Raw genomic sequence first — 12,297 nt, 5'->3', positions numbered from 1 at the left:
CCTGACCCCACTGGGCCGCGCCATGGCGGGGCTTGGCACCCACCCCCGGCTGGCCGCCATGCTACTAGCCGCCTCCACCCCGGAGGAAGCCGCTCTTGCGGCTGATCTAGCCGCCCTGCTGGAAGAACGCGACCCACTGCGCCCACGCATGGCGGCTCGGAGTGGCCCACCGCCTATCCTCCGGCGGATATCAGCCTGCGCCTGGACCTGATCGCTGGCGGGGACGACCCACAGGCGGACCGAGCCGCGCTGGCCCGAATCCGTCAGGCCTCGGGGCGTTTCCGCGCCCGGCTGGGACTGCCGCATAACCTGCCCGCACGCGGTGATGCCGCCGCCCTGCTGGCTGCCGGTTTTGTGGACCGCATAGCCCTGAGCCGAGGCGAGATCGGCAGTTTTCGTATGGCCAATGGCGGCAATGCCCGCCTGCGCCGGGATGATACGCTAGCCACAGCGCGGCTGCTGGCCGTGGCCGGATTGCACCTGCGCACCACGGCGGAAATCCGTCTGGCAGCCCCCCTCGACCCCGATGCCCTGCCCCCTGCCGTGCTGGCCCGCACGCGTGAGCAGGTGGAAACCGCGCTGGACCCGTCCAGTGGGGCCATTATGGCGCGCAGGCGCACACGCATTGGCAACCTGGTGCTGCGCGACCGCACTGAAAAAGTCCGCCCCGAGGAAGCAGCAACCCTGCTGCTCGAGCACGCACGCGCCAACCTCGCAACCGCCCTCGACTGGACAGGCGCAGGCGGGCAGGTGCAGGCCCGCGTTGAACTGGCACGCGCCCTCTCCACCCCCATGCCCTCGGACATGACCGACTGGCCGGATTTCTCCTTTGCTGCGCTGGCTAAAAGTGCCGAAACATGGCTGGCACCGGCTCTGGCCGGGTGCACAACGATGGCCGGGCTGAAAGCGCTCGATACCGCTGCCCTACTGCGCGGCTGGCTTGGCTATGCCCATACCGCCTGGCTGGACAGGGAACTGCCCACCGCCCTGAATTTTCCCGGTGGCCGGGCGGAGGTGGATTATACCCAGCCCATTCCCGTGGCCTCGGCCCGCGCACAGGTGTTTTTTGGCACCAACACCACACCGCTTCTGGCGGGTGGACGCATTCCCCTACGGCTGGCGCTGCTCTCCCCCGCCGGGCGGCCACAGGCTATCACGGCGGATCTGGCGGGATTCTGGCAGGGCGGCTGGGCGGATATGCGGCGTGACATGCGCGGCCGCTACCCCCGGCACGAATGGCCCGAAAACCCGGCCCTCGCCCCCGCCACAAAAACCCGCCGCCCGTAGCGGCCTCCAACACACGGCGGGGTCATGACGACTGGGCTATGCCACAGGGTATGGCGGCCAAAAGCACGGCCCTGCTGTACCCGCACAGGCTTGATCCGCAAGAGTAACGCCCCACCGGGACGGAGGGTATTATGCCCGTGCCTGCCACAGCCACCCCCGGCTCAAGCAACAAACCCGGTGAACTAACGCCCCCTTGCCTCATTGGTAAGTGCGCTCCGCACCTACTCTGGCGTTGGGGCCACAACGGCATGAAAACATGGGTAGAAACACGATCCCTGTTGCATGTGCCGGGCAAACGGGTTCAAAAATCAAGACCATGTTCAGTTTCGTACCGCCCCACGCATGACACAGGCCCCTAGCCTGCCCGCACTACCCAGCCTGCCCCCTCCCGGCAAAACCGCATGCCCACCCCGGCGCCATGTGGTGGCGCAGCGCATGGCCCGCAGGCTTGCACGGGGCGGCATGGCCTGTGGTCTGGCATGGAGCCTGCTGGCACAGGGCGGCTCAGCGCACGCAGCGGATACCCTCGCCACAGACCCGCAGCCTGCAAGCCCAGCCTCTAAAGAACCCCCGCCTGTACCGCTGGTAGAATCCCGCCCGCTCAGCTTTGCGCCACTGGTGCGGCGGATCGCCCCTACGGTGGTCAATATTGCCGTCACGCGCGAATCGGAAACACAGCACAAGCTGCCCTCTTCCGTGCGTGGCACGCCCCTTGAGCACCGCTACCGTGAGCGCATGCGCCAGCACTGGAACGACCTGCTTGAAGCGGGCTCAGGCTTTATCATCGACCCCGATGGCAGCATCGTCACCAACGGGCATGTGGTGGCTGATGCGGACCGCATTACCGTCTCGCTCATGGACGGGCAGGAATTTACCGCAACACCTGTGGGTATCGACCCGCTGACCGATATTGCCGTCATTAAAATCAATAGCCCCAAACCCATGGCATACGCCCAGTGGGGTGACAGCCGCCTTGTGCAGGTGGGAGACTGGATTCTGGCGGCGGGCAACCCGTTTGGTCTTGGCTCGTCCGTGACAGCGGGCATTGTCTCTGCGCGGGGGCGGGATATCGGGGCCAGCCCGTTTGATGATTTTCTCCAGCTTGATGCCCCCATCAACCCCGGCAATTCAGGCGGGCCGACCTTTAACATGGCCGGACAGGTTGTGGCGCTGAATACGGCCATTGTCTCCCCAACGGGTGGGTCCGTAGGGCTTGGGTTTTCCATTCCTTCTGAGATTGTCCGCCCCATTGTGGAAACCCTGCGCAAAACCGGCCATATGGACCGGGGCTGGCTAGGGGCAACCCTCAAGGATAACACCAGTCCACTAGGCGCGCAGGTAACGGAAGTGGACCGCGACAGCCCCGCCGCCCATGCCGGGCTACGCCGGGGCGATATCGTCAGCCGCCTGAATGACGAACGGGTGGAAACCGCCCGCTTCATGATCCGCGCCATAGCGGCAGCGGCACCGGGTAAAACCGTGACCCTAAGCATCCTGCGCCACGGGCAGCCACTCGAGTTGCAGGCCCTTGTCGGCCACCGTCCGCCGACCGAGGATACCGACCCGCACTAACCCCGCGCAGGTTCCTGCATCCCACATGGCTTCTGGCTATCCGTAAGCCATGACGTAATCATGCCAGCCTGCCCGCATCACAGGCGCGCCTAAAGCGGCCAAGAGCCACCACTTTGCGGCTTCGCGTTTCCCGTGCATGCGTCTGGCTGTTATAGAGGCAGGATGACACAGATCGGTTTTTACCACCTGACACGCACCGGCATTACGGAAGCCCTGCCCCCTTTGCTAACACGCACATTGGGAGCAGGCGAAAAAGCAGTCGTGTGGTGCGCGGCCAAGCCCTTGTTGCAGGAACTGGACAAAGCCCTGTGGCAGGTTGCAACGCCCCGCTGGCTGCCCCATGGCAGCGAAGGCGCGCTTTGCCCCGATCTGCACCCGATATGGCTGACAACGGGCGAAGACAGCCCGAACAAGGCACGTTTTCTATTTTTGCTGGAAAACCGGACCTGCCCGGATTTTGCGGCTTTCAGCCGCGTATTCGACCTGTTTGACGGACAGGACCCGCAAGCCGTAACCGCCGCACGCGAACGCTGGAGCGCTGCCCGCGCGGCAGGCATACGCCTACCTACTGGAAGCAGGAAGCACAGGGCTGGACCCGCGGTGGCTGACGCCTAAACCCGCTTTATCCTGCCCTGATAACCGCCCTTTATGCTGGGCCTGCGCAACAGGCAGGCCCAGCACGGAAACACGCGGTCAGTTAGTTCTGTTCAAAACCCGTGCGGACAAAACGGTCCAGCAGGCGCACGCCAAAGCCGCTTGCTCCCTTGGGCTGGCCGTTACGGGCCTTGTCGTCCCATGCAACGCCCGCGATATCCAGATGCGCCCACGGGGTTTCGCCCACAAAGCGCTTGAGGAACTGGGCCGCCGTAATGGAGCCACCCGCACGGCCACCGCTGATGTTCTGCATATCCGCGATATCGGATTTCAGCAGCTTGTCGTACGCCTTGCCCAGCGGCATGCGCCACAGCTTTTCACCCGTGAAGGCCCCGGCATCGGCCAGACCCGAGGCCAGCGCTCATCATTGGAGAACAGCCCCGCATATTCATGCCCAAGGCCGACAATGATTGCGCCGGTCAGGGTTGCGAGATCGACAATCAGGCGGGGGGCGAAACGATCCCGCGCGTACCACAGCACATCGGCCAGAACCAGCCGCCCTTCGGCATCGGTATTCAGCACCTCGATCGTCTGCCCCGAAGCACTACGCACCACATCGCCCGGCCGCTGCGCGGTGCCGGAAACCATGTTTTCCACCAGCCCGACAAGGCCAACCGCGTTAACCGAAGCCTTGCGCAGCGCCAGAGTGGCCATAAGCCCGGTAACCGCACCGGCACCGGCCATATCCCACTTCATGTCTTCCATACCGGCCGCGGGCTTGATGGAAATGCCGCCCGAATCAAACGTCACCCCCTTGCCCACGAAAGCCAGCGGCGCGGCATCGGCCTTGCCACCATTCCAGCGCATGACCACCATGCGCGGCTCATTGGCACTGCCTGAGCAACCCCCAGCAGCGCGCCAAAGCCGAGCTTTTCCATGGCGGGGCGGTCAAGCACCTCCACTTCCAGCCCGTGGGCACGCAGCGTCTGGGCGCGTTCGGCAAATTCAACGGGATTGAGCACATTGGCCGGTTCCGACACCAGATCGCGCGCCAGCACCACACCGCGCGCCACCGCCAGCAGGGACGGCCAGAGCGCATCGGCATCCGCCGCATGAGGGGTCAGCACCGACAGGGCCTGCAGCTTGTGGTTATCCAGCGCTTCAGGCGCGCCATGATACAGGCCAAAATGGTAGGCCCCCAGCACCGCCCCCAATGCGGCATGGGCTGCCAGTGCGCCAGACAGATCGCCCGTGGCCAGCGTCGCCTTTTCAGCCCGGCCAAGGAGCGAGGCCGCAGTCCCACCAGCCTTTTCGGCGGCAAAAGCATCTACATCCTCGGTCTTGCCCAGCCCCACGAGCACAATGCGCTCAAACGCCGCCGAGGGGGCGAGCACGACACAGCTCGTACCCTCCTTGCCGCTGAAGCCTTCGGCCTTTGCCGCACGGGACAGGGCACCGGACAGGGCTGTATCCAGCTCAGTGAAAACCGCCGGACGGGTTTCACCCTGTGGCACCAGAACGGCGAGGCTACCGCCCACGGGCCGTATTTCGGAGGAGAACGAAATCTGAAGCATGAATTCTACCGATCATTCCAGCAAAACGGGTTCCCTTCTGCGTAAGTCCCCCTCGCTGGCTTGGCAATAGTGCTACGGGACATGACGCCACGCTCAAGCTGGCGTATGGTGCCTGCATGAACGCCCATACAGAGTCCGAGCTTCTGGCCCTGGCCACCAGACTGGTGGAAGAAGCCGCAGATCTCATCCGCGCCATTCGCGCCAAGGGATTTGAAACCCAGACCAAAACCGATTCCTCTCCCGTAACGGAAGCGGACACCACCGCCGAGGCGCATATCCTGCGCGGCCTGCGCGCCGCCACGCCGGATATTCCCGTTGTTGCGGAAGAAGAAGTGGCCGCAGGACTGCAAACAGCCGTGGCCCCCACCTACTGGCTGGTGGACCCGCTGGACGGCACGCGGGAATTTGCCGCCGGGCGGGATGATTTTACCGTCAATATCGGCCTTGTGCGCGATGGGCGGGCTTTTCTGGGTGCCATGTCTCTGCCGGCCTACCACCAGACCTACTGGGGCGGCGTGGGGCTGGGTGCGTTCCGGCGCGACAGCCGGGGCGAACAGGCCATTCATGTTCGCAAGGCCCCGGCCGAGGGACTGAGCGTTCTTGCCTCCCGCCACCATGCGGATGACGTGCGGCTGGCGGAATATCTCAATGGCCGCAATATCGCCTCGCTGGGCAATATAGGCTCTGCCGTCAAGTTCGTGCGCGTGGCCGAAGGCTGGTCGATCTTTACCCCCGCCTTGGCCCCACCATGGAGTGGGACACCGCCGCCCCACAGGCCATTGTGGAAGCCGCAGGCGGTCAGATAACGCTTCTGGATGGCTCGCCCCTCGTTTACGGCAAATCAGGCTGGAAAAATCCGCCATTTGTCTGTACCGGATCGCTATGATCCACGCTGCTGCCCTATGCCCCGCCCTGCCTTTTTACCGGGGGCGGCCACAGGGTTCGGCTGAGCGTAAGAGCCCGAAAGACTCATGACCCTGCGTCTGGACAGCACCGAAACCGGCATTGCCACGGCGGCCCGCCTTCTGCGTGAAGGCGGGCTTGTGGCTTTTGGCACGGAAACAGTTTACGGACTGGGTGCCGATGCAACGCAGCCGCAGGCCGTCGCACGTATTTTTGAAGCCAAGAACCGCCCCCGTTTCAATCCGCTCATCAGCCATTTTGCCGATGCCGATGCCGCGTTTGAGCAGGTCGAGGCCTCTCCGCTCGCCCGCAGGTTGGCGGAGGCGTTCTGGCCCGGCCCGCTCACGCTGGTTCTGCCCCGCGCGGCAGGCTGCACGGTTAGCGACCTCGCGGCAGATGGCCTGTCCACACTGGCCGTGCGCGTACCCCGTGGGGATGTTGCCGCCGCCCTGCTGCGCCAGACCGGCCGCCCTGTAGCGGCCCCTTCGGCCAACCGTTCCGGGCGGATCAGCCCGTCCAACGCCGCCCATGTGCTTGAAGAACTCGATGGCCGGATTGACGCAGTGCTGGATAGCGGGCCGTGCGCCATTGGGCTGGAAAGCACGGTGCTTGATCTTTCCCAGCCCGACAGGCCCTGCCTGCTCAGGCCCGGCGGCGTAACGGTGGAAGCGCTGGAGGCCCTGTGCGGCCCCCTGCACCGCCCCGCAACACAGAGCGATGCCGCCCCGCTCTCGCCCGGTCGCATGCTCTCGCACTACGCCCCCGGCCTGCCGGTGCGGCTGGATGTACGCACCCCCCGCGCAGATGAAGCCCTGCTGGCCTTTGGCCCGCAAGACGGCTCCAGCCCGGCCGCCATGCTCTGGAACCTGAGCGAAAGCGGCAGTCTTGAAGAAGCCGCAGCCCGCCTGTTTTCGGGCCTGCGTGCGCTCGACCATGCTGGCACAGCGCGCCATCTGCGCGGCATAGCCGTACAGCCTATCCCTGCTCACGGACTGGGGCTGGCCATACAGGACCGCCTGACCCGTGCCGCCGCCCCCCGTCCCTCTTCCGCCAACCCGAAAGAAAACACCCTGCCATGAGTGAGCTGGACCCCAAGGAGGTCAAACTCCTTTCAGACATTCTCGCACTTGTTCTGGAAGAGCAGCAGGGGCAGGCTGTCGCGGCACTGGAAACCCTGCGCCGCCGTGCGCAGCGCAACAGCACCACGGGTGGCGCGCTCAAGAACCTGTTTCAGGTCATCTCGGCAGACCCGTCCCGCGCCCAGCCAACGGAGCGGCGCAGAAGCTCCACTACCCGTGCCCGGGCAGAAAAACAGGAAATGCCCGATTCCTACCGCACCCAGTTGCGGGAGATGGCCGATAGCATCAACCGGCTGGATCGTGACCTGCGCTCCATCACCGCCCAGAACGAATCCCTCAAGGCCCAGCTTTACCTGACCCAGCAGTCCCGCGCGGAACTCCAGACCCATCTGGCCGCCATGCAGCTTTCCACCGCCCGCAATCCCAAACCACTCATGATCGTGGCGGCCTGATGGCCGGGTTGCTGGCAGGGGTTGCTGGCACCGAGGTATTCCATACCCTCCGGCCCAGCCCCCTGCCTTTTGTCCATAGCGCACCGCGCACATTTGGCTGAGCGGCAACCTGCCTGCCATCACCCCGATACCCTGACCACCCGCCATTTTTTCCGGCCCTGCAAAGGAAGCGCACCGCCATGTCCGGCACGCCTGAAACCTCTCTTCCCTCCACGCTCCATCAGGCGCTTCTGGCCCTGCTCGGCCCCTCTGGCCTGCTGACGGACACAACGGACACAGCCGCTTTCTGCACGGACTGGCGGGCACTCTACCATGGCCGCTGCGCCGCAGTGCTGCGCCCCGCCACGACCGAGGAATGCGCCAAGGCCGTAGCCCTGTGCCATGCCCACGGCGTTCCCATGGTGCCGCAGGGCGGCAATACCAGCATGGTAGGCGGTGCCACCCCGGATGACAGCGGCCGGGCTGTTGTCATCTCCACCACACGCATGAACCGTGTGCACGCCATCGACCATGCAGACTTGACCATGACGGTAGATGCCGGCGTGACACTCAAGGCCGCACAGGATGCCGCCGCGGCTGAAGGGCTTTTCCTGCCCCTGTCCATTTCCTCCGAAGGTTCGGCGGATATCGGCGGTATTCTGGCCACCAATGCCGGGGGCAACAACACGGTGCGCTATGGCAATGCCCGTGAACTGGCTCTGGGGCTTGAAGCCGTTCTGCCCGATGGCAACGTGCTGGACCTCATGCGCAGGCTGCGCAAGGACAATACGGGCTACGCGCTACGTCAGTTGCTGATCGGGGCGGAAGGCACGCTGGGTATCATTACCCGTGCGGTTATCCAGCTCCAGCCCGCCCCCCGTGCTCGCGAAACGGCCCTGTGTGCTGTGGAAAGTGCTGCGGGCGCGCTGGAGCTGTTTGGCGCTTTCCGCAAGCAGGACCCTGCTGCCGTGGTGGCGTTTGAATTCATGTCTGGCACCAGCATGGGGCTGGTCAACCGCTTCATTGACGGGGCAAGCCTGCCGCTTGCAGAACCCGCCCCGGCCTATGCGCTGGTCGAGCTTTCCAGCCCCCGCGCGGGCGAGGGCCTACGTAGCCTGATGGAAGATGTGCTGGGAGAAGCGCTGGAAAGCGGGCTGGTAACAGACGCCGTTCTGGCGGAAAGCGAAACCCAGCGTAACGCGCTATGGATGCTGCGTGAGGAACATGCCGAAGCCCAGAAACGCGCTGGCGCCTCTGTAAAGAACGATGTTTCCGTACCGCTGGCGGCCATTCCCACCCTGATTACAGACGCCACCGCCGCGTGCGAGGCCCTTATCCCGGGTATTCGGGTCGCACCGTTCGGGCATATCGGGGATGGCAACATCCACTTCAATCTCGTGCAGCCCGAGCAGATGGATGCAGCGGCTTTCAGTGCGCGCGATCACGATATCATGGATACGGTAGCAGAAATCGTGCGCCGCCTTGGCGGTTCCTTTTCTGCGGAACACGGCGTGGGGCAGCTTAAAACCTACATGATGCCTTCATGGCGGGGTGGGGCCGAGCTGGAAAGCATGCGCCGTATCAAGAACGCGCTGGACCCTGAAGGCTGATGAACCCCGGCAAGATCTTTCCCGCCGCCTGAACGCGGCTCCGCACCAGCTTACCGCGCGCCTGCAATCCGCAGGCCGGGGTAACGCAGGGCGGCGCATTGCAAAAAGAAGGCAGGCAAAAGCACAAGGGCCAGAGTGCCCCCGCCCAGCCATGCGGCAATACCTGTCAGGCAGGGTGCAAGCCAGCGCTCGACACAGACAGACTGCCCCACACGGCGGCTTGCCAGCACTGAACACAGGATTGATACCGCCAGAAGCAGGATAATACTGCCTGCACGCAGCATATGCGCACTGCCATCGGGCAGAAAGCCAGTCTGCATGGCGTGCAGGGTTTTCTGGTCAGCAGACCAGCCCGCCAGCCCCAGCAGAAAGCTGAAAGGCAGCAGCAGCACACCAAACACATCACGCAGAAGAAACAGAAAGCCGACGATCATCAGCGGCACCAGCACAAAGCCAATACCCACCGCGAGATCAAGCACCAGCACGGCAAAGCCGAATGTTGCCATGCCTGAGGAAAGCTGACGCTCTTCGCTCATGTCAGCCCTCTGAAACAGTCATTATACACAGGCAGGCGGAACCGCCGCACACAGAGATGCGCGGCTCAGTCTTTCCACCATTTGACGGGCTGGGGGCCGCCATTTTCTGCTTCCTCAACGGAGAGTTCATAACGCCGCGCCGCCGGGGCTGCCGGAGCCGGGGCTGGCTGGCGTTCAGCGCGCGTGCGCAGCAGTTCGACCTCGGCCTCAGCCACTTCCAGCTTTTCACGCAGGATTTTGATTTCGCGCGCGGCGCGGCCCAGATGCGTCTCGCGCTCTGTCAGTTTTTCCTTGAGTTCACGCACCAGAACATCGGCATGGCCGGCACGGGTCATCAAACCACGCTGGGTGGCCTGTGTTTCGGCCAACTGGCGCTCGGCTTCTTCCGCACGCAGCTTTTCTTCCGCCAGGTGGCGGCGCAGGCGCGTGAGTTCGCCGTTATCCTCGTCGGAAAAATGCACAGCGCGGGCATTGCCGCCACCGGGGCGGGGCTCTGCCAGCGTACGCGGGGCTGCGGTGCGGCCAAGCGTGTGTTTTTCGACCTGAACCTCGCCATCACGCACGAAACGCCGCCGCTTGCCTGTGGGCTCCACAGGCTGACGGGCTGCGGGACGCGCACGGGCGGACTGGCCAAGCCGTTCGAGCGCATTGAGCATGCTGGCTTCTTCCAGCCCATCTTCATGCTGTTGGTCGGATGTGGAAGAAGAAAGAAAAGGGGAAGTATTCATCAATCTGAATGTCACGTTCTTATTTTATCACGTTACATGAAACAGAAATGCTCAACGGGCTACCCGCTGCCATTTCCCGTATCAATTTGCACAGGCAATACATCAGACCACACACAGGGTTTCCGAAAAAACCGCCTTACTCCTACAAGAGAGTCGGTGAACGATCTGTAAAAAAGAAATGGTCAACAGCGAGATAAGCGCCAAATAAGCATCTTTAACCTGTTGCTGTGCACTGATACCACGCCCGGATGTGTTATCCAAGCGCAATATGCAGGTTTTTGTGGCAAAACCGCGGATTTATTCCGCGGTGGATGATACTCTTGGTTGCCATAGCAGGTCAGACTGCCCGTTCTGATTGAAATAACGGGCAAGAACGAAAAAGTAATCAGACATTCTGTTCAGTATTTTCAGCAATACGGGGTTGAGTGTTTCATGCCGACCCAGCGCCACAAGCTGCCGCTCGGCCCGGCGGGTCTGGGTGCGGGCCATATGGGCCCAGCAGGCCGCGAGCGCACCGCCCGGCAGCACAAACCCGCTCAGGGGCTGCTGATCTGCGCGCATGCGTTCAATCCAGCTTTCCAGTTCAGTCACTACGTGCTCTGCAACCGGTTTCACACGGCTGGTTTTCGGCCCTTCCGGCACGCAGAGTTCCGCCCCCATGTCAAAAAGGAGATTCTGTAAGGTGGCCAGTTCTTCCTCCACCCGTGTCTCTGCCTGCCCGCCGGGTTGGGTGGCATGCGCGCGCACCAGCCCCAGAACCGCGTTAAGCTCATCCAGCGCGCCAAGCACCTCTATGCGCAGGCTGTCCTTTCCCACACGCGAGCCATCCCCCAGAGAGGTCTGCCCGCTATCGCCGCCGCGTGTCACCACCCTGTCTATCCGAATACTCATGCTGTCCTGTTCCTTCCTGCGGTCCTGCCATCTATTGTCACCAGCATTCCCCGCCCTGTGGCAGAAAACAATACTAACGGACGCATAGCGCAACCCATGGATGCAACGCCCCTTTGCCGTCCGCTCCCTGCGCGACTATAGAATGGGCCGCATGACACACTCCGCTTTCCCTCCCCGCCTGTTTCGCACATGTGGCGCGCTGGTCGTCGCCTGTGGCGTGATCATGGGCGCGCTTACGGCGCATTTGCCTGAAACCGCCTTTGCCACTGGTGGCCGCACCATGGCCCATGGCGCCATGGAAATGCAGATGTGGCAGGGCCTCGCCCTTGTCGGCCTCGGACTGGGGGCAGAGCGCTTCTCCTCACGTCTGCTGCGGATCGGCACTGCGGGTATTCTGCTGGGTACGCTCCTGTTCTGCGGCGCGGTTTATTATACCGCCTTCACGGGCCACCACGCCGACCGCGTTGCCCCCACAGGTGGCAGCATGCTGATTGCATCATGGCTGTGTCTCGCATTCGCTTGGGCGCGCGGCGCATGAGCACGACCATAGGTGGCGCCTGGCTGGCTGCGGAAGGGCTTGAAGATACACTGGCCGAAGACCTGAGCCGCCGTGGCGTAACGGTGGAGCGCTGGCACGGACAGTTAGCCCTTTCCAGTCAGCCTGCCGTGTATTCGCCCTGGGCGCTTGATATCTGGCTGGAGCCCGAATGCGTTGCCATTGCCTCCATCCGCGAGGCGGCGGACACGCTCCGCGCACGCCAGCGAAACTGGAGCCTGTATGCCGCCACCTGCTTTGGCCGTGCGCGACTGGTGGAAGAGCGCCTGCCCCCGGTCAAGGCCGCACCGCTGGTCTTTCCGGCTTTACCCCCGTCCAGCCCGCTGGGAGCATGGACCTGCTGGACCCCGAAACCCTGCTGTTTTCGGCACGCAAAACCAGCCCGTTCCCCAATGGTGCGCCCCGTTTTGTAGAAAACCGCACCGGCCCACCCTCGCGCGCCTATCTGAAATTATGGGAAGCCTGCACCCGTCTGGGCCGCTGGCCCGATCCCGGCACGCTCTGCTACGATCTGGGTGCGACCCCCGGCGGCTGGA

7 protein-coding genes and 6 pseudogenes are annotated in these 12,297 nt (G+C 63.7%); 9 read left to right on the top strand and 4 right to left on the bottom strand.

Annotation, left to right across the window (positions count from 1 at the left end; genetic code table 11):
* The 3 genes and pseudogenes from JCM25143_RS19330 to JCM25143_RS19320 all read left to right on the top strand — a co-directional run.
* Positions 1–1,287, top strand: a pseudogene (locus JCM25143_RS19330) (ATP-dependent helicase C-terminal domain-containing protein); the annotation flags it as partial.
* A 435-nt stretch (positions 1,288–1,722) separates the two neighbouring features.
* Positions 1,723–2,859 (top strand): S1C family serine protease, encoded by a 1,137-nt coding sequence (locus JCM25143_RS19325; protein WP_408735043.1) that lies wholly within the window; start codon positions 1,723–1,725, stop codon positions 2,857–2,859.
* A 162-nt stretch (positions 2,860–3,021) separates the two neighbouring features.
* Positions 3,022–3,467 (top strand): annotated as a pseudogene (locus JCM25143_RS19320) (DNA polymerase III subunit chi).
* A gap of 89 nt (positions 3,468–3,556) precedes the next feature.
* On the opposite strand, the pseudogene JCM25143_RS19315 reads toward JCM25143_RS19320, so the two are convergent.
* Positions 3,557–5,027, bottom strand: a pseudogene (locus JCM25143_RS19315) (leucyl aminopeptidase).
* A gap of 116 nt (positions 5,028–5,143) precedes the next feature.
* Between JCM25143_RS19315 and cysQ the strand changes: the two are divergent.
* From cysQ to JCM25143_RS19300, 4 genes and pseudogenes are all read left to right on the top strand, one after another.
* Positions 5,144–5,913 (top strand): annotated as a pseudogene (gene cysQ / locus JCM25143_RS19310) (3'(2'),5'-bisphosphate nucleotidase CysQ).
* A gap of 85 nt (positions 5,914–5,998) precedes the next feature.
* Complete coding sequence (locus JCM25143_RS12340) at positions 5,999–7,009, top strand: L-threonylcarbamoyladenylate synthase (protein ID WP_025861410.1); 1,011 nt, start codon at positions 5,999–6,001, stop codon at positions 7,007–7,009.
* Positions 7,006–7,461 (top strand): hypothetical protein, encoded by a 456-nt coding sequence (locus JCM25143_RS19305; RefSeq protein WP_234395224.1) that lies wholly within the window; start codon positions 7,006–7,008, stop codon positions 7,459–7,461. Before JCM25143_RS12340 ends, JCM25143_RS19305 begins: the two co-directional genes overlap by 4 nt.
* Before the next feature lie 179 nt (positions 7,462–7,640).
* A pseudogene (locus tag JCM25143_RS19300) lies at positions 7,641–9,082 on the top strand (FAD-binding oxidoreductase).
* A gap of 18 nt (positions 9,083–9,100) precedes the next feature.
* Here JCM25143_RS19300 and JCM25143_RS12325 read toward each other — a convergent pair.
* The 3 genes from JCM25143_RS12325 to JCM25143_RS12315 all read right to left on the bottom strand — a co-directional run bounded on the left by JCM25143_RS12325 (position 9,101) and on the right by JCM25143_RS12315 (position 11,205).
* The gene (locus JCM25143_RS12325; RefSeq protein ID WP_025861409.1) at positions 9,101–9,586 is read right to left on the bottom strand and encodes a hypothetical protein; all 486 of its coding nucleotides are present in this window, start codon (positions 9,584–9,586) and stop codon (positions 9,101–9,103) included.
* Between the two features lie 65 nt (positions 9,587–9,651).
* Positions 9,652–10,314 carry a hypothetical protein gene (locus JCM25143_RS12320; RefSeq protein WP_025861408.1) on the bottom strand — a complete coding sequence of 221 codons (663 nt, stop codon included), beginning with the start codon at positions 10,312–10,314 and terminating at the stop codon, positions 9,652–9,654.
* A gap of 297 nt (positions 10,315–10,611) precedes the next feature.
* The gene (locus JCM25143_RS12315; RefSeq protein ID WP_025861407.1) at positions 10,612–11,205 is read right to left on the bottom strand and encodes a cob(I)yrinic acid a,c-diamide adenosyltransferase; all 594 of its coding nucleotides are present in this window, start codon (positions 11,203–11,205) and stop codon (positions 10,612–10,614) included.
* A gap of 151 nt (positions 11,206–11,356) precedes the next feature.
* Here JCM25143_RS12315 and JCM25143_RS12310 point away from each other — a divergent pair, with 151 nt between their 5' ends.
* Together JCM25143_RS12310 and JCM25143_RS19295 are read left to right on the top strand one after the other, a co-directional pair.
* Positions 11,357–11,743: a DUF423 domain-containing protein gene (locus tag JCM25143_RS12310; protein ID WP_234395223.1), complete on the top strand. Its 387-nt coding sequence runs from the start codon at positions 11,357–11,359 to the stop codon at positions 11,741–11,743.
* Positions 11,740–12,297 (top strand): annotated as a pseudogene (locus JCM25143_RS19295) (SAM-dependent methyltransferase); the annotation flags it as partial. The gene JCM25143_RS12310 and the pseudogene JCM25143_RS19295, both read left to right, overlap by 4 nt.

Origin of the sequence: Acetobacter papayae JCM 25143 (assembly GCF_000613285.1) — a bacterium.
Classification (GTDB): domain Bacteria; phylum Pseudomonadota; class Alphaproteobacteria; order Acetobacterales; family Acetobacteraceae; genus Acetobacter; species Acetobacter papayae.
The sequence above is the reverse complement of the archived record's forward strand: the minus strand, read 5'-3'. Positions and strand labels throughout refer to the sequence as shown.